The following is an 18,272-nucleotide window of genomic DNA, read 5'->3' as shown; positions in this document are numbered from 1 at the left end:
AATCATCCTTCCGCTTTTAGCTCTAGCAATAGATCTCTTAATTCTGCTGCTTTTTCAAAATCAAGCGCTTTTGCTGCATCTTTCATTTCCATCTCGACTTTTTCGATCACTTTTTCTCGTTCTTTTTTGCTCATTTTCGAAAGCTTTGGTGCTGCTTTTGTTTCGTATTCTTCTGTATCCTCATGTATCTTTGTTGCCTTAATAACATCTCGAATTTTCTTATGGATCGTTTGCGGGGTAATCCCAAATTTCTTGTTATATGCTTCTTGCTGTTCTCGTCTTCGTTTCGTTTCTTGAATCGCAATGTCCATCGACTTCGTCATATTGTCTGCATACATAATGACCCGGCCTTCTGCATTTCTCGCTGCACGGCCAATCGTCTGGATGAGGGATCTTTCAGAGCGCAAAAAGCCTTCTTTATCCGCATCTAAAATGGCCACGAGCGACACTTCTGGAATATCCAGTCCTTCACGAAGAAGGTTGATTCCAACAAGCACATCATATTTACCGAGACGCAGATCACGGATAATCTCAATCCGCTCAAGGGTCTTAATCTCTGAATGCAGGTAATTCACCTTGATTCCGATTTCTTTTAAGTAATCTGTGAGATCCTCAGACATTTTCTTCGTCAGCGTGGTCACGAGCACACGCTCATTTTTCTCAACTCGTGCATGAATTTCTCCAATTAAGTCATCAATTTGTCCTTCAATCGGACGCACTTCAATAATTGGATCAAGTAAACCTGTTGGGCGGATAATTTGCTCCACGACCTCTGGTGTTTTCTCAAGCTCGTACGGACCAGGCGTTGCTGATACATGCACAATATGGTTGATATGCTTTTCAAACTCATGAAAGGTGAGCGGTCTGTTATCAAGTGCTGATGGCAGGCGGAATCCGTGATCAACCAACACTTGCTTTCTTGCTTGGTCCCCGTTGTACATGGCGCGGATTTGCGGAATCGTCACATGCGACTCATCGACAACAATCATAAAATCATCTGGGAAATAATCAAGCAGTGTGTAAGGTGTTGAACCAGGAGGACGCAAGGTCAGATGTCTTGAATAATTCTCGATTCCTGAACAAAAGCCCATCTCTCTCATCATCTCAAGGTCATATCTTGTCCGCTGCTCAAGGCGCTGCGCTTCAAGCAATTTTCCATTTTCACGAAGCTTTTCGAGCTGTTCTTCAAGCTCTTGTTCAATATTAATAATTGCTTTTTCCATTTTTTCTTCTCTTGTGACGAAGTGAGATGCTGGGAAAATAGCCACATGATCACGATCGCCAAGTATTTCTCCAGTCAGCGCATCCACTTCACGAATACGTTCAATTTCATCACCGAAAAACTCCACTCTGATACAATGCTCATCTCGTGAAGCAGGAAAAATCTCAACGACGTCTCCTCGGACTCGGAAGGTTCCGCGCTGAAAATCTATATCATTACGAGAATACTGAATATCCACCAGCTTACGAAGAAGCTGATTGCGTTCAATCTCCATTTCAGTACGCAAAGACAGCACAAGCTCCCTGTATTCCTCTGGCGAACCTAAGCCATAAATACAGGACACACTGGCAATGATGATGACATCTCTTCTCTCAAATAACGAGGACGTAGCCGAGTGTCTCAGCTTATCAATCTCATCATTGATGCTGGCATCCTTCTCAATAAATGTATCGGTCTGAGGCACATATGCCTCTGGCTGATAATAATCATAGTAACTTACAAAATATTCAACAGCGTTATTCGGAAAAAATTCCTTGAATTCGCTGTATAACTGACCGGCAAGTGTCTTATTATGCGCAATGACAAGAGTCGGTTTGTTCACTTCTTTGATCAGGTTGGAGACAGTAAAGGTCTTTCCCGTACCTGTAGCACCTAACAGCGTTTGATGCTGTTTCCCCTGGTGGATCCCCTCAACAAGCTTTTCAATCGCCTTTGGCTGATCTCCTTGGGGCTGATAGTTAGAAACTAATTCAAAGCGGTCACTCACATCAAAGCCTCCGTTTCGTTACGAAATCTATCTAATGAATATATTATCATAAAAGAACACAAAAATACGAACTAAAGTTCGGCTCTTACTTGATTTTTATTTCCAATACAGTCATACCCTCTCTCCCATGGCAAATAACCCTCTTAAAAAAACCTTCCTTTCAGTATGGAACATTTTGGAGTGAGATATTCGATGAGCAGAAAAAGAAAGCTGCGCTTACTAGAAATCGTAAGCACAGCTCTTGATTAAAACATGTCAGCTTTCAGCCATCATGCTCTTGATGGCGATGACATCATTGATTTTCTTCAGCTTTTTCTCTTTTTTCGATTTCTTTCTTAGCCATAAACAAAGCCCCAGCTACTAAAGAAATAATATCTAATCCCACAATAAAGTAGGTTTCTGTATAGCCCTTCATGTACGAAGCAAATAAAAGCGCTGCTGTTAACGCAATGCCCACGTAATGATTGTAAGTAACCTTTGAAAATAAAATAACGAGCAAGAAAGGAAAAACTAGTGCAAATATGGCTTTTGTAATCACAAAAACCCTCCCTCTTCATGGTCTACTTCCTTGATTATAGTAAAGATTGGCATATTGAACAATTCACAGTTTTCAATTTCGCCTTTTTTCTTCATGTTCGGAGACTTTTGTTGTAGAAGAAGAAGGAAATTAGTGAGATTGTCACCTTTGTAAAGATAGGTCTTTCCGTCTTTGACAGTTACATCCAATAAATCCTATCATTAAAATGATAGTGCGCACTATCATTTTGAAAAATAGAGAGACATACAAATCATTGGCTATTTGGATAAGGGGGCATTCCCATGTATTCAGTTTTATTTCATGCGGCTGAAGAATCCGCATCACTCGCAGGGGCAAAAGGACTAAATTTAATCAAATTAAACAATCAAGGCCTGCCAGTCCCAGATGGATTTATTATTAAAACCAACAGCTTTGCAAGCTTTCTTTCATACCACAATCTGCAGCCAGCAGAACAAAACCTTGCTCAAAAAATCAAAGAAGCATCGTTTCCTTCACAAATGGAAGCAGAGCTGCTTTCGTCCTTTCAATCATTGCGGAAGACTTACCCCTCAGTTGCAGTCCGATCCTCTTCTGTTGCTGAAGATCTCGAAGGCGCCTCATTTGCAGGACAGTACGAGACCTATTTAAATATCAAAGCAAATGAAGAATTTTTACAAGCGGTCAAAGAATGCTGGTCTTCTTATTTTGCAGCGAGAGTCACAGAATATAAGGAAGAAATGAATGAAAATGAGGAAGAGATGCCGCTCATGGCCGTTGTCGTTCAAGGATTGATCCATTCTGACGTCTCCGGTGTCATCTTTAGTGAGAATCCAGTATCGGGGAAAACAAATGAAATGATGCTGACCGCAAGCTACGGATTGGGAGAAGCAATTGTCTCCGGTCTTGTGACACCAGACACGTTTATTGTAGATAAAGAGAACTTTTCGATTGAAAAAACACTTGGGGCGAAAGAGCTGCAAATTGTTCCTTTCCAAGAAGGTGTCATCGAGGAGCCTGTATCGAAGGAAATGGCTGGCCAGTTTTGCCTGAACGATGATCAATTGAAAGAAATCACACAAATCACGAAACAAGTAGAAGAACTTTACGGACATGGAGTCGATATCGAATTTGGAATTGCAGATGGGTCGTTTTATTTACTTCAAGCAAGGCCGATTACTACAACTCTTCCAAAAACAGTAAATGAAACAGCAGGTGCTTCTTTTCAAATGAAGCCAGAAGAGCTGAAGGATTTCTGGATTTCAATGGATGATCATATGCCTGGTCCAACGAGCCCTCTTTTCTCAAGCCTGATCATACCAGCCTTAAAAAGCGGGATGAAGAAAAATGGAGAAAAGTATCAAGTACCTGATATGAACATCAAAGATATTAAGCTTTACAGAGGCCATCTATACTCAGCACCGGATCTGCCAGAAGCGCAAGAGGGAGCTGCACCCGTTTTTGATGAACGTATATTTGAGTTATTTCCGCATTTAAGTGAACGGATGTATGAGATTCTAGAGAGAAATTTCTTTCCATTTTATGAAAAACTCGATCGCCAAATGAATGAACCTATGACCATTGAAAAAGCCATCATTGGTTTTGAAGAATTAAAGGATTTTTATATCCAAGCATATGATGATCATTTTGATATCGTCATACCGCAAGTCATACTATCAGCCATCATTGAAGACATGCTTGTCACGTATACCGGTGATCAAACACAAGTCGTCTTGCTGCACGAAATGATGATAGGCGTGATGAACAAATCTCTTGAAACAGACAAGCTGCTATCTGATATGGCAAAGGATGTCCTTCAAGATCCAGAACTTCATCAGGCATTTATTCATCATGAAAAGAACCCGGACCTGTTATATGCACTCAATCACTCGGAAAAAGGAAGGCATTTTATTTCGAAATTGGAGGATTTTCTCAAAGTTTACGGCTGGCGATCTGTTAAAAGTCATGACCTTACGGATGAGACTTGGGCAGAAAACCCGGAGTTTATATTAGATATCATCAGAAATAACATCCAGTCCCAATGTGATTTTGATGAAGAATTTGCAAAAGCAGTTATCAAAAGACAAGAGACGTATAAACATTTTATGAGTCAAGTGAAGGATGAGTCGTTTAAAACAAAATTTGAGACGCTGTATCAATTTGCCCTTCAAGCAGCGAATATCCGAGATGACCACCACTTCTACATTGATGCAATGTTAGATGCAAAAGCCCGGGTATATCTATTAAAAATTGGTGAGCTTCTCGCAAAAAAAGGAGCCATTCCTCATCAAGAAGATCTTTGGTATCTCTACGATGAAGAGGTACAAAAAGCGCTCACAACGTCTATCTCATTCGATTCGGTTATCCAGCAAAGAAAAATGGAAATGAAAGAAAATGAAGCCATTCAACCACCAGCTTACACCGGCACACCAACTGAAGCTGAATTGCAGCAAGTGGAAAGAATGCTTGGTTCATTAAGAGAAAATCAAAACAACACACAAGATGTGATCCATGGAATTGGCGCATCCAGCGGTATTGTTTCCGGAAGAGTAAAAGTGATTACTAGTGCTGAAGAATTCTCACAATTCCAAAAGGATGATATTTTAGTTTGTAAAACGACCACACCTTTATGGACGAGCTTATTTAGAGATGCGAAAGCAGTCATCACCGATGCTGGAGGCATTTTATCTCATTCAGCTATTATTGCAAGAGAGTATATGATGCCAGCTGTCTTAGGTACTAGAATAGCAACTGAAACACTTCAATCCGGTGACCTTGTGACAGTAGATGGCAGCAATGGACGCATTCAGATATTAAAGCAGCTTTCACGTGCATAAACTTATCATTTTGGATGATATTGGCGGTCATAGGTTTTATCGGTATACTTACTTTGTTGCAAACACATTCATAACCTGAGGTGAGTATGCTTGTTAAAATCTACAAATCAACGAATCATTCGCGCAACAATGGATTTATTAACTGAAAAGGGCTATCAAAAAACAACAACCAAAGAAATAGCGACAAAAGCGAATGTGAGTGAAGCAACTATTTTTCGCAACTTTAAAAACAAACGCGGCGTCATTGCTGCCATTATGAAAATGAAATCAACACCGACAAAAACCCTAGAAGCAGAGTTCAAAGACGATTTATACACCGATTTAAAGTTTCTCGGTACCTATTTCCTTGAAGATTTGACTTCCAAAAAAGAATTTATTTATATCAGCATGCGAGAACCGGCTATGTATAAAGATTTAACTAGTCATGAGAAGATTTATCCTCAGGAACTAAGAGAAATGCTGATACAATATTTCAAAAAGATGGGTGCCCAGCATCATGTATTAAAAGGAAATGAAGACATTTATGCAGACATTTTCATTAGTACGTATTTCGGATTTTTCATTCAGCAGCTAGAGCAAGATTTTCAACTCGTTCTCACACAAAAAGAAGATTTTATTGAAACATGCACACACATTTTCATGAGAGGAATTTCTCCCGCTTAAAGGGTGAAATTCTTCTTTTTTACAAAAGGTGGTATACACATTGAGGTTAAAAAAAGAGAGTTTCATCATCTATTCTTTGTTGCTTGGAGCTATACTAGTTCCAGTCAACTCCACGATGATCGCTGTCGCTCTATCATCCATATCAACTTATTATGATCAATCCCTTGCAAACATCACTTGGGTTGTCACGATTTACCTTATTGTCATGGCAGTCACTCAGCCTATTGCTGGTAAGTTAGGAGATATATACGGACACCGGCGAATGTATTTAATTGGGGTCATGCTCTTTTTAATTGGCTCAATTGGATGTGCTTTAGCACCTAACCTAACTTTTCTTATCACTTTTCGTTCCATTCAAGCAGCTGGCGGCGCTATCTTAACACCGAATAGCATTGCATTGATTCGTGCAACAGTATCCCCCGAAAAACTGTCTAAAACAATGGGATACTTTGGGTTTGGAGCTGGTATTGGTGCCGCACTTGGACCTTTTATTGGTTCGATTCTTATTCAGAGTTTTGATTGGCACTCAATATTCTTTGTCAATATCCCATTCTTGTTCCTTACACTTGTTACCGGCGTATTCCTCATTCCAAAAACAAAGCATACACGCTTACAAGCAAGTGTAGACATCATTGGTTCATTGTACTTAACCATCGGGATTGCCACACTCATTTTATGCACAAAAAGCCAATTGCTAAATGAATACTTGATCTATGGAATTCTAGCGTTGATCGTGATTCCTTTATTCTTTAAACATGTACGGAAAGTAAAGAATCCGATCATCGATTTGTCACTTTTTAAAAACAGTTCATTTACAAATGCGAACCTGTCAATCATGCTAAGTAATTTTGTGATGTATGCCATCCTTCTGATTATGCCGCTGTTTATGGAACAACAACTTGCACTTTCTCATACACAAAGCGGTATTATTCTATCAGTATTTTCTCTTTGCATGTCTATTAGCGGCTTGTTAGGGGCAAGACTCCATCCGAAAAAAGGCGCGAAAAAAATGATCCGCTTTTCATTTCTCTGTCTCACTTTATCTGGCATCATGTTAATCACACTGAGTCAGTACCCTACCTTACCTCTGCTTATCGTGACACTTGTCGCAGGTGGAATTTCATCAGGGATCGGTATGACCAGTATGCAGATGGCTTCTCTAACATCAGTTGATCAAAGCTTATCTGGTTCAGCATCTGGTATTTTCTCTACCTTTCGATATTTTGGCAGTATCATCTCGTCTACATTGATTGGGATTATGAGTGGTTTTCAATCTTTATTTATTGTATTAATGGGTGCAGGCATTCTTGGTTTCTTTTTATCTCAACGCCTAAAAGCAAAATCAACCTCTCCATCTTCTGAACATTCTGCCTAATGACTCCCTTGCTCTATGTCTATTTAGAGCGGGGAGTTTTCATCATTTGTATCACTGTAAGCTATAGTGATTGCATTCATCAAATCCTGAAAATCATCTTTTAAAGAAGAAAAAATGGCATATGACCAGACAAAAAAGGAACTTCAGGTGCAAATTGTCTCCCTCACTCACCTAAAAGCTTTTTTTCATCTCCTTCAGCATGGATAACTTCAATTTTTTTTCACAATTTTTGTGGTATGATTTTGAAAATAGAGAACGCAAAGGAGCGGAAGAATGGAACGTGTGAAATATGTTTTGATCTGTTTATCAGCTCTACTTTTATTCCTGACAGGCTGTGGAAAAGAACGGCAATTTACGCCGCCAGGCAGCTCTCAATCCATCGCTGTCATCTCTCAATTAAAAAAAGCCTCCTTTTCAATAGTTGATATACAAAAAAATAAAATGCTCTCTTCTGTGGATTTAAAGCACCCACTCACTGATCTTATTCAAATCAATAAAGACGTCATCATCGCTACAAGTAAAGAGGGAGAATCCCTTATCGAAATTAATCTAAAAAACGGGACAGCAACAGATTATATGGATGTGGATAAAGGACTGACTTCCCTTACATATGATGCAGCTTCTCATACATTAATCGCTGCCAACTCACAGAAAAATGTCGTTTATTTTATTGATACGGAGCGTAAAAGAATAAAATCGACTGTGAAAACCGGAAAATCACCTTCTTCTATGACTCTTTCTTCATCAGGTATTTTATTTGTTTTAAATGCAGAAAGTCATACTGTCTCCGTCATAGATATTGAAAAGGAAAAAAATATACGTACGTTCTCTGTACTTAATCGGCCCTCTGGGATTCATTTTGATGGACAGTCTATTTGGATCGGCGGCCATGGTAAACAAGGTACCTTAAATAAGAGAATTTTTGCTTATGACCCTAAAACAGGCAAAAAACAGCGAGAAATAAAGCTGGGCGTTATGCCTGTTGCATTTTTTTCAGAGAAAAATTCTTCTACTTTATATGTACTATGTCATGGAGATCATACGCTATACAAAGTAAATACCAAAACAAATAAGCAGCTTGCTTCTGTTGAAACTGGTCAAAATCCAAATTATATCACCGCTGACACGACATCAATTTATGTGAGTAACTTGGATGACAACTCAGTATCCATCATTGATAAACACTCACTTATCATGAAAAATCAACTGAATGTACCATCAGGACCTTATGCTATCGTGTTGGAGGAAAAGAAATGAAGGAACAAATGCGTATTTTAATCGTAGATGATGAGCTCGATATGCTTGAGTTAATCGGGTCTTTTTTAAAGAGACATGGCTTTCACATTATCACTGCGAATAATGGAAAGGATGCCTTGCATCAGCTTGAAAAGGAATCTGTTGATCTTGTTGTATTAGATATCATGATGCCTGACATGGATGGATTTGAAGTCTGTCAGCGTATTCGACAAACTTCTCAAATACCGATTTTATTTTTAACAGCGAGGAGTTATGAGGAGGACCGAATTAGAGGACTTGAAATTGGAGCGGATGACTACATCATGAAGCCTTTCAGTCTGCGTGAGCTTGCAGCACGAATTGAAACAACCCTGAGACGAATTAGAGGTCTTTCGCTAAAGCGCAGCCGAATACAGATTGGTGACATGGAGATTGATCAAGATGGCAGACAAATCTACCTCCATCAACAGCCCATTAATTTAACAAGAAGAGAGTTTGATTTACTCATGTTTCTTTTGCTCAACCAAGGACAAGTGTTTTCACGAGAACACCTTTATCAAAAATTGTGGGAATCACATTCAACGAGCGGCTCTTTAAGAACAGTCGATACACATATCAAAACGCTGCGACTGAAGTTAAAAGGAGCAGAACGATATATTAAAACCGTTTGGGGTGTCGGCTATAAGTTTGAGGAGGAAGAATGAAGCCATTATCGATTAAAAAGAAAGTACTCTTCTTAATCCTTGCAGTGATCGGAATCGTTGCAGCCTCAGCGCTTGCCCTTACCTTTTACTTATACCAGCATTTATATATTGATAAACAGATCGATTCCTTAAGTTTGCAAGGTAAGAAGCTGGCAGAAATCTATCACACACACGGGAAAGACACGTATTTTACCGACAGAATGAAATGGGCAAATGACTCAAGTCAGGCGAACATTATTTTTACAGATGATCCAATGGAGCTTTCAAGTGGACTTCCTTTTGATACGGACACAAATGATAATCTCATTACGTTCAAGGAACGCCAAAAGCTCCTTCAAGGTGAAACCGTCGTGTTAATTAGAGAACACCCAAAGTTTCACCAAGATATTCTTGGCATCGCCATCCCTGTTTTCTCAAGCAATGATGATCTATCGGGAACTATTTTCCTCTCCATGCCCTTATCAGATGTATATGAACCCTTTATCCAAATTAGATTGACGCTTGGCATATCCATCTTAATGCTTCTGCTCCTGATATTCTTGGTCGGATATAAGAGCTCTAATAAAGTAGTGCGGACAATTAATAAAATGAAAGAAATTGCAATGGAAATGGAATCTGGTGATTTCTCAAAACGAATGGCCGTAACCAAAAAAGGAGATGAGTTAAACCAGCTTAGCCGCTCCTTTAATAAACTGTCTTCAACCCTCGAAAAAGTTGAACAGCACCGCAGGGAATTTCTTGCGAATGTCTCTCATGAACTTAGAACGCCTTTAAGTTATATGAAAGGCTATGCAGAAGGAATTGAAGAAGGGATCATTGATCAAAAAAAAGGAATGCAAATCATCCAAGATGAGGCCACACGTTTAAGCCGGCTTGTACACGACCTTTTAGATCTTGCACAGTTAGAAGGTGACTCTTATCCACTTACGATGGAGCCAATCGTCTTTGCACAGCTCATCCACGATGTTCTTGATCAAATGGCCTTCTTCGCTGACAAAAAAAGCATTACACTCAAACGAACGCTTGAAGAGGATTGCATTGTTTATGGTGATAGCGACCGTCTCCAACAAGTGATACGTAATTTACTGGACAATGCCATTCATTACACGCCATCTGGAAAATCAATATCGATTGAATTACAAGTTCACCAAAGTGTTGCTGAATTGAGAGTGATTGACGAAGGCAACGGTATTCCAAAAGGAGATCTTCCACATGTTTCTGAGCGATTTTATCGTGTAAATAAAGCACGAACAAGAAAGGATGGCGGCTCTGGCCTTGGACTAGCTATTGTTTATCAAATCATCAAAAAACATCATGGGACGTTCGACATTCAATCTGAGCCTGGCATTGGTACGACAGCCATCATTCAGCTGCCAAATACTCCTTTCACTGAAGACGTGCCAACCAAATTACAAATGAGATGAAGACTACCCATGAGAATCAGCTGTCTACATTTGAACAGCTCTTTTTAACAATCACTATTTTTAATCCCTTTTTCATCACATATTCTATTTTTCAAAATGGATAGCTGAATGCTTCAGTTCACGAAATACTGTCACAAAAAAAGCGTGCAAGACTCTTGAGAACGTCCTGCACGCTTTTAAATCAAACAGCTGTTTCAAACCGCTTTCTGTTGATGAAGAAAGAAAGAGTAATAATCAGATAAATGCCCATTGTGACCATCGTTTGGGCAATTGGAGTTGTTGACACAACACCGATAAAAATGGCAATGATCGCAATCACAGAAAACCATGTTGTGAAAGGATACAGCTTCACACGATATCCTCCTGGTTCTACTACACTTCGAGATTTTAAATGCCCGACAGCAATAATAAACCAGATGAATAAGACCGTATAGCTTAAAGATCCCATTAAATAATTAAAGGTTTGACTTCCTACAAAAAGAGAAATCAACACAGCGGCATACAATGTAGATGTACACACTAGGATCGCTCTGACAGGCACCTGCTGTTTTGATAGCTTTGAGAAGCCCTTCCATACACGTCCATCCATCGCTTGCGTATAAAGTACCCTTGAGGATGCGTACAGTCCAGAGTTCATAGAAGACAAGATCGCTAGTAAAATGATACCGTTCATGATGTCACTTGCGTATGGCACGCCAATCGTTGCAAACACGGTGACGAATGGACTCACTTGCTCATTGTTTACTTGATTCCAAGGAATCAAGCTGACGATGATGAAGAACGGCAGTACATAGAAACCAATGATTCGTACAAATGTACTTTGAATGGCCTTTGGGATGACTTTTTCAGGGTTTTTTGTTTCTGCTAATGTAACCCCAATCATTTCAGTCCCGCCATATGAATACACCACAACAAGCATGGCCGCAATTAAGCCGCCCGTTCCATTCGGGAAAAATCCTCCGTGGTCGGTTAAGTTGGATAATCCAGGTGCTGCATGCTGACCAAATGAGACAAACAGCATTGTTAACCCAATGATAATAAATAAAATAATGACAGCAATTTTAATAGAAGCTAACCAGTACTCCGTCTCAGCAAACATTTTAACGGAACAAACATTGATCAATGTCACAACAAGTGAAATGATTAACACAAGTGTCCAAATTGGCACATGTGGGAACCAGTACTGAATAAAGATCGCAGATACAATCGCTTCTGCTGCAATGTTCAGCACCCACATTTTCCAGTATATCCAGTCTAAGAAATAAGCAGGATATTTGCCTAAGACAGGTTCAATTAAATCACGGAATGTTCTTGCGCCAGGTCGTGCAACCGTCATTTCGGCAAGTCCTTGCATAATAAATAATAAAATAAGACCACCAATCATATATGCCAAAATGACAGCAGGACCTGCGATATCAATAGCAGAGCTGCTTCCTTTAAACAGACCAGCACCAATTGCACCGCCAAGTGCGAGCATCATAATATGCCTTGACGTCATCGTTCGTTTTAAATGCACATGTTCCTTTTCCATTTTCTATAGCTCCTTTAAATTTCAATCTTCAGACAAATATTGGATAAAAGCATATAAAAAGGCCAGTCATCTCCTTGAAGAGACGACTGACCTTGCAACCGCGTTACCACTCTAATTGATTCAGCCATAGCTGAATCCAACTTAAAACCCGTTAACGGAGGTCACACGTAAAGACTTACTATTCATTCAGTCTTACCGCTCTTTGAGCGAGTTCAATGATTCGTTTTACTGCGTTGCACCACCCCGCAGCTCTCTTAAAAAAACGGATGTTCATCTACTATTCTCAAGTCAAAGCGTTTATAGTCAATTTGTATATTCATCAAAGATTTTATTTTTTAAATATACTGACTAACCACGCAATTGTCAACATCCTTTTTCAGACATTCTCTTTTAACGAATCCAAACAGCTACTTCATCCATCGGACGGCGCGTTTTGCCGCGCTTCGGCTCAGTCACACGATAACCAAAGGCTGCCATAACAGAAATGTCATACTGGCCATCCTCAAGCAGCCCTTCTTCATCTAGAATACGATGAATCTCATCGTAGCTGAACCCCTCGACTGGGCATGAATCAATGCCAATTTGTGCAGCGGCTGTCATCATGTTTCCGAGGGCAATATACGTTTGTTTTGAAGCCCAATCAAAGAGCGTACGTTCATTTTCCAACAAATGAAGGTCATTCTCTTGGAATTCTTGGTAGCGTCCCTTCACCATCTCGAACGTTTCGTCTGTCATTCCTTTGATTTGCTTGTTGATGTATTCTGCATATGCTGAATCATAACGGGCGTCTGTTCTTGCCAAGATGATCACAAAATGACTGGCAGTTGGAAGCTGCTTTTGCGCTCCCCATGTATACTCTTTTAATTTTTCTCTAAATGCTTCATTTTGAACAACGAGGAACTTCCAAGGCTCAAACCCTACAGAGCTTGGGGAAAGTCTTCCTGTTTCTAAAATGAACGCAAAATCATCCTCTGATATTTTTTTCGTTGGGTCGAACTCTTTTGTCGCATGGCGGAACTCATACGCCTCAATGATTTCTTTTTTTAATTGCTCTTTGTCTCGCATTGTGTTCATCCTTTCTATTGACCAATTAGGGCGTTTGTTTCATCAATCCAATTTCTTTCCATTCCCATATAGAAATTGTTATGATAAGAAAACAAACAGCCCGAATGTGTGATGTGATATCTATATGGTATAAGAAAAGCTTCGAGTGATTCAAGTACGCACATTTTTGTTCGTTAGTTACCATCTTGTTCGTGTATCACCAAATTTGTCTTAGAAAGGAGTGTTAAGATGAGTGCACCATCCAATCCAGTCAGTATTGTCAATCATGGCTGTCCCGTTTCAGTGACGACAAGTGTCATCGGAGGGAAATGGAAAGGGGTGATCCTTTATCATTTGACTTGCGGTCCAAAACGCTACAATGAATTGCGCCGGCTGCTGCCAAGAATTTCTCAGCGTGTCCTCACACTGCAATTGCGTGAGCTTGAACAGGACGGCGTTGTTCATAGAGAAGTTTATGAGGAGGTCCCCCCTCGTGTCGAATATTCACTCACTTCTCTTGGAAATACATTAAAGCCTATCATCTTCGCCATGCGTGAATGGGGCGAATTCTACGGGAAAGAAGCGCGCCCAAAAGAAAAAAGCTGCCATCTCTAGCAGCTTTTTTTTAAGATGAAATTGCCGTTGGCTCTTGCTGTGGATCATCCTTCACAAACAAGATGCCAAGCTGATGATGCTCCCCTTCGTAAGAAGCACGTTTCTCAAATCTTGTCTGACCATTTAAGCCAATGATCTCGAGCTTTGTTAGAGCACGATTGGTTTGAAGAGCTTCATAAAATTCCGAAACGGTTTTGACTTCAATTCCATTCACCTTTGTGATAACTTCTCCAATCTCAAGCTTTAAATCAGCCGCTGGTGTATTTGGAATAATTCCCAGCACCATCAGCCCTTGATTACGTTTAGAGAAGTAGAATGGGGCAGCATTGTCATTGACCCTCTGCTTCCATGAGAGAAAGGCTCTTCCTATCACCGCAATCAATACAGCTCCCCAAGCAATCGGTTCAAACCAAATACTTGCAGCGCCTAATAAAGCGACAGCGAGACCTAGCATGAGAATACGCCGTGCCGTAATTTGAATACTAACAATTGGCAGTGAGCCTTGAATTCTCTGACCAAATCCGATGATATATGGAATCAAAATAAATGAAAAGCTTTGATCATGCACTTGAAGCACCGGCCACCATGGCAGAGAAGAAGTGAATTCACCTGCCGGCATCAGCAAAACAAGCGGTAAAAGCCACAGACGGTTTGCCCGCTGCTGACCAATTAATAGTCCTCTCGCACTCATCACCATAGCAGGCGATGTACGTAAATGCGCCGTTCGATAGGCTAGAATTCCCTCGGTCATTAATAGAAGTCCTAGCAGAATGACAACGGCTGATGCATTCATCATTGAGAGCTGCGGCAGCCAAGAATGACTCACTTGGAATTGCATCAGTCCAAGTGCCGCAATAAAACTGAAACCGAGTGTGTATGCAGACGAAAGCGCACTCGCCTTAAAGAATAAAGAGAAAACGATGGTCATCGCTGCAATCAGCACGATGAATCCAGGGGGGAGGGCAATCCCTAAGCCTACTGAAATGACAGATAGGCAAATCCCTAGAATCCATCCCTTTGAATATGTAAATTTAAGTTCATCGTATACATCTTCTATTCTTGTTTGAAACGCTTTTCTCTCCCGCTTTACGCGGATGTAGCCATGCAATAGGCTGATTAATATCATGAAATAAAAAAGAGGATGGATTAAAAACAGACCGACCGCTTTTAATCCGGCTCCCATCCACTCCGAGCTCATTATCGTTCACCGCCCAAGTCAAGCATTTTCTCTTATTCTATCAAATAAATCGATGCTTGACATCAGGTTTATTTCTCCTGATTCATCCAAAGTGTGACATTCGACAGTGAAAAATCTTTTAAGTAGTGATTGACATCTACATCTAGTATGCCGCCGAGCAGCTGCATCGACCTCTTGATGTCGGTTAAGTTTATACCAAGTCTCTTATGATTATCCATTAAATAATTGAAGTATATCTCAGCACAGTCTTCATCGATTTCGTCGACTGATTCTACCGTTGTGTAATTGACCAAGTACCTGCTTAACAGCATGAGCAGACTTAATGCCTTTGTAGCGGAAAACGTCACATCTTTCGTACGACTCTTAAGTTCCTCTACCAACTCGTAATATTTTTTCTCTCTCACAATACTTGCCCTTTTCAATTGTGTACCCCCATTTACTAGTTCTTTTAAGAAAAGCGCAAACCTCGGTACAGCTTAATGCTCAAGCTGAATATCCGCAAAAAATAAAATATTTAAAATGAGTGCTACTTTTTATTGTAAGAATTATTTATGTAACATACAACTTTCAAAAGTTTCATTTTCATGACATGTTTAAATCAACAGAAAGTCTCTTATATACATATGTTATCGGGTAAAATTGAAGGAATGTTATGTTTTTTGTAAAATAAATGAATATATTTCTCGATATAATTTATTTTTAAGCATAAATTATTACATGTTCATGACACTTATGAACCAAAAAAAGAGGCTATTATTCGCCTCTTTATTTTTTAAGATATAGTGCTTTTAGTGCAGTCTGCAATTGAAGGTCATTTTTTTCGTAAGATTTTACTTCATCCACCATTTTGTTCATCATTTTCGCTGTTTTCAAATCAATGACACCTGATTTATTGAGATTGTATGTGCTTTGGAAGGCAAGTACGGCCTTTTTCGTTTCTTCATCAAAGTATCCATCTACTCTGCCAGGGTCAAATGACAACCCCTTTAACAGCGTCTGCGCTTGTCTTACTTCTTCATTGTTCATATCAAGCTGAAGCGGTTCTTTGAGCTGAAGCGGACCTGCGGTAAAGTAATCTGGCTGATGAATCGCAATTGTCGGTACGACGCCTTTTTTGTGAATCCAATTGCCTTTTGGCGTGAGCCATTTATACAGTGTTAATTTAATATTACTTCCATCTCCCATCGGAACCGCCTGCTGCACAGTACCTTTTCCAAAGGAGACATCACCGACGACTTCATACTTTCCAGCTTCTTTCATGGCTCCAGCAAGTATTTCAGAAGCGGAAGCACTCCCTTTATCAATTAAGACGTTGACTGGATAAGGCTTTTGTTCTTTCAGTTTTGAAAAATATCGCTTCCGGTCGCCATTCCGTTCTGCGATTTGAATATAGGGCTGATCCTTCGTAATAAAATGCTTCAAAATATCTTCCACACTTTGCAGATAGCCGCCAGGGTTTCCTCTCACATCCAGTACAAGGCCTTCTATGCCCTTTTTCTCAAGCTGTTTCAGACTTGATGTGAAATCCTTCGCCGTATCTTCAGAGAAGCTGGAGATCGCAATATAGCCTGTTTTATGACCATTTACCTCTTTTACAGAGGAAGTCACTGTTTCAAGCGGGATTTCTTCTCGTTTGATATGGAACGTTAACTCTTTTTCAATCCCGTTTCGTTTAATTGTTAAGGCGACAGACGTTCCTTTTTTTCCTCTTATTTTCAGCACAGCATCGTTTAAGCTTTTTTCTTTCATTGGCTCACCGTCAATACTTATGACTTCATCTTTCGGCTTTAGACCTGCTTTTGCCGCAGGGGATTTTTTAAAGGCGGAGACGATAATGATCTTTCCTTCATCCATCCCTACTTCTGCCCCAATCCCTTCAAAGGAAGAATCAAGCGAATCAGAAAATTGCTTTGCGGTTTGCTTGTCCATGTATACTGAATACGGATCATTTAACGTCGAAAGCATTCCTTGGATCGCGCCTTCTAGCAGCTTTTGCCGATCCACTTCCTCTACATATTCATTCGAAATAAGGTCATAGGCTTTCTCGATCTTTTCCATCCCATTCTCTTTCGCCTTATCACTTGATTGAGCTTGTCCAGCTATTGCAGCGGCTGCTTGCGGTGACTCCCCCTCTTTATGAGTCATCACACCTGCACTTATTAAGAGAACGACACTTGCTATAATAGATGCGATTTGTTTTTTCATATTTGGCCTCCTTCTTCAACTCTTCCTGATGACCTGAGTTATTATATGCCAGAAGAAGGGATTTCATGTAAAGACATTCTCCCGTGAAGGCTTGACGAATCATTTTATTAGGTGTAATTTTTATTTTGTTATGATTGAGAAGGAGTCTTCGCTATGTATATTATCTTGACGATGCTTTTATTAGGAATTTTATTAGGTTTTGTAGGAGCAGGCGGGGCAGGATTTGTCATCGCATTGCTTACGTTAATTTTTGATATCCCTATCCATACAGCACTCGGGACGTCATTAGCCGCCATGGCATTTACGACACTATCAGGTGCATACAGCCACTACCGGGAAGGGAACATTCAGCTGAAATCTGGTTTAATTGTCGGAGCTCTGGCTTGTATTGCTTCTTTTGCTGGGGCTAAGGTTGCTCCTTTTATTCCAGAAGAGAGTCTGCACTATTTAACAGCAGGGATGCTTTTTTTATCCGCTGTTTTTATGATGATCAAACTATTTGTTCTTAATGAAGAGGCTGAACAGCAGCCGCTTTCTTCACGTCAGTTAATGACAAGAGGCATTATTTTAGGCCTTGTGTCAGGGATGCTGTCAGGCATGTTTGGTATCGGGTCTGCGCCATTTATTCAGGTAGGACTTTTGATTTTACTGAAGCTGTCGATTAGGCAAGCGGTTGGCACGACAATGCTTGTCATTATTCCGATTTCCATCGGCGGTGGAATTGGATATATTTCAGAGGGCTATGTTGATTTTATCTTGCTGATCCAAATTTTAATAGGGACCGTATTAGGCGCATTTATCGGCGCGAAATTCACACGCCTTGCACCAAAGCTCTTATTGAAATCAGCTGTTCTGTTAACACCTATTATTGCCGGATTACTGCTGCTATTTTAATTCTATCTAGACCAAAAAAGCCGATAACATCATGTTATCGGCTT

The 18,272-nt window shown here is 40.1% G+C and carries 15 protein-coding genes and 1 other annotated feature; of the genes, 8 read left to right on the top strand and 7 right to left on the bottom strand.

The window, feature by feature from the left end; all coding sequences use genetic code 11:
* Nucleotides 1-2 precede the first annotated feature (2 nt).
* Nucleotides 3-1,988: an excinuclease ABC subunit UvrB gene (gene uvrB, locus NSS92_RS17145; RefSeq protein ID WP_340869505.1), complete on the bottom strand. Its 1,986-nt coding sequence runs from the start codon at nucleotides 1,986-1,988 to the stop codon at nucleotides 3-5.
* A 292-nt stretch (nucleotides 1,989-2,280) separates the two neighbouring features.
* On the bottom strand, nucleotides 2,281-2,526 hold the full coding sequence (locus NSS92_RS17140) for a CsbA family protein (protein WP_024426229.1): 246 nt from the start codon (nucleotides 2,524-2,526) through the stop codon (nucleotides 2,281-2,283).
* 281 nt (nucleotides 2,527-2,807) lie between these two features.
* On the opposite strand from NSS92_RS17140, the gene NSS92_RS17135 reads away from it, so the two are divergent.
* The 6 genes from NSS92_RS17135 to NSS92_RS17110 all read left to right on the top strand — a co-directional run bounded on the left by NSS92_RS17135 (nucleotide 2,808) and on the right by NSS92_RS17110 (nucleotide 10,741).
* Entirely contained in the window at nucleotides 2,808-5,339 is a 2,532-nt protein-coding gene (locus tag NSS92_RS17135; protein WP_340869503.1) for a PEP/pyruvate-binding domain-containing protein, read from the top strand.
* A 90-nt stretch (nucleotides 5,340-5,429) separates the two neighbouring features.
* Nucleotides 5,430-6,002 carry a TetR/AcrR family transcriptional regulator gene (locus NSS92_RS17130; protein WP_267586724.1) on the top strand — a complete coding sequence of 191 codons (573 nt, stop codon included), beginning with the start codon at nucleotides 5,430-5,432 and terminating at the stop codon, nucleotides 6,000-6,002.
* Between the two features lie 40 nt (nucleotides 6,003-6,042).
* Nucleotides 6,043-7,377: an MFS transporter gene (locus NSS92_RS17125; RefSeq protein ID WP_267586725.1), complete on the top strand. Its 1,335-nt coding sequence runs from the start codon at nucleotides 6,043-6,045 to the stop codon at nucleotides 7,375-7,377.
* A 273-nt stretch (nucleotides 7,378-7,650) separates the two neighbouring features.
* On the top strand, nucleotides 7,651-8,634 hold the full coding sequence (locus tag NSS92_RS17120) for a YncE family protein (protein ID WP_267586726.1): 984 nt from the start codon (nucleotides 7,651-7,653) through the stop codon (nucleotides 8,632-8,634).
* On the top strand, nucleotides 8,631-9,317 hold the full coding sequence (locus tag NSS92_RS17115; protein ID WP_340869498.1) for a response regulator transcription factor: 687 nt from the start codon (nucleotides 8,631-8,633) through the stop codon (nucleotides 9,315-9,317). Before NSS92_RS17120 ends, NSS92_RS17115 begins: the two co-directional genes overlap by 4 nt.
* Nucleotides 9,314-10,741 (top strand): HAMP domain-containing sensor histidine kinase, encoded by a 1,428-nt coding sequence (locus NSS92_RS17110; RefSeq protein ID WP_267586728.1) that lies wholly within the window; start codon nucleotides 9,314-9,316, stop codon nucleotides 10,739-10,741. Before NSS92_RS17115 ends, NSS92_RS17110 begins: the two co-directional genes overlap by 4 nt.
* Before the next feature lie 181 nt (nucleotides 10,742-10,922).
* Here the strand turns inward: NSS92_RS17110 and NSS92_RS17105 are convergent, their stop codons facing one another.
* Together NSS92_RS17105 and NSS92_RS17100 are read right to left on the bottom strand one after the other, a co-directional pair.
* Nucleotides 10,923-12,272, bottom strand: coding sequence for an amino acid permease (locus NSS92_RS17105; protein WP_267586729.1), 1,350 nt, complete (start codon nucleotides 12,270-12,272; stop codon nucleotides 10,923-10,925).
* 75 nt (nucleotides 12,273-12,347) lie between these two features.
* Nucleotides 12,348-12,573 (bottom strand) — a binding site (T-box leader).
* Nucleotides 12,574-12,662: 89 nt separating this feature from the next.
* On the bottom strand, nucleotides 12,663-13,337 hold the full coding sequence (locus tag NSS92_RS17100; protein ID WP_251215979.1) for an NAD(P)H-dependent oxidoreductase: 675 nt from the start codon (nucleotides 13,335-13,337) through the stop codon (nucleotides 12,663-12,665).
* 228 nt (nucleotides 13,338-13,565) lie between these two features.
* On the opposite strand from NSS92_RS17100, the gene NSS92_RS17095 reads away from it, so the two are divergent.
* A complete protein-coding gene (locus tag NSS92_RS17095; RefSeq protein WP_267586731.1) occupies nucleotides 13,566-13,931 on the top strand; it encodes a winged helix-turn-helix transcriptional regulator in 366 nt (121 codons plus the stop codon).
* A 10-nt stretch (nucleotides 13,932-13,941) separates the two neighbouring features.
* Here the strand turns inward: NSS92_RS17095 and NSS92_RS17090 are convergent, their stop codons facing one another.
* The 3 genes from NSS92_RS17090 to ctpB form a co-directional block, all read right to left on the bottom strand.
* Nucleotides 13,942-15,129, bottom strand: coding sequence for a PDZ domain-containing protein (locus tag NSS92_RS17090; protein WP_267586732.1), 1,188 nt, complete (start codon nucleotides 15,127-15,129; stop codon nucleotides 13,942-13,944).
* 68 nt (nucleotides 15,130-15,197) lie between these two features.
* The gene (locus tag NSS92_RS17085; protein WP_007500014.1) at nucleotides 15,198-15,551 is read right to left on the bottom strand and encodes a swarming motility protein SwrAA; all 354 of its coding nucleotides are present in this window, start codon (nucleotides 15,549-15,551) and stop codon (nucleotides 15,198-15,200) included.
* Nucleotides 15,552-15,894: 343 nt separating this feature from the next.
* Nucleotides 15,895-17,334 carry a carboxy-terminal processing protease CtpB gene (gene ctpB, locus NSS92_RS17080; RefSeq protein WP_340869494.1) on the bottom strand — a complete coding sequence of 480 codons (1,440 nt, stop codon included), beginning with the start codon at nucleotides 17,332-17,334 and terminating at the stop codon, nucleotides 15,895-15,897.
* Between the two features lie 153 nt (nucleotides 17,335-17,487).
* Here ctpB and NSS92_RS17075 point away from each other — a divergent pair, with 153 nt between their 5' ends.
* Nucleotides 17,488-18,228 carry a sulfite exporter TauE/SafE family protein gene (locus NSS92_RS17075; protein WP_024423598.1) on the top strand — a complete coding sequence of 247 codons (741 nt, stop codon included), beginning with the start codon at nucleotides 17,488-17,490 and terminating at the stop codon, nucleotides 18,226-18,228.
* Nucleotides 18,229-18,272: the final 44 nt, after the last annotated feature.

Origin of the sequence: Bacillus sp. FSL M8-0166 (assembly GCF_038008825.1) — a bacterium.
Lineage (GTDB): Bacteria > Bacillota > Bacilli > Bacillales > Bacillaceae > Bacillus > Bacillus safensis.
This window is presented reverse-complemented; position numbering and strand designations above follow the sequence as displayed.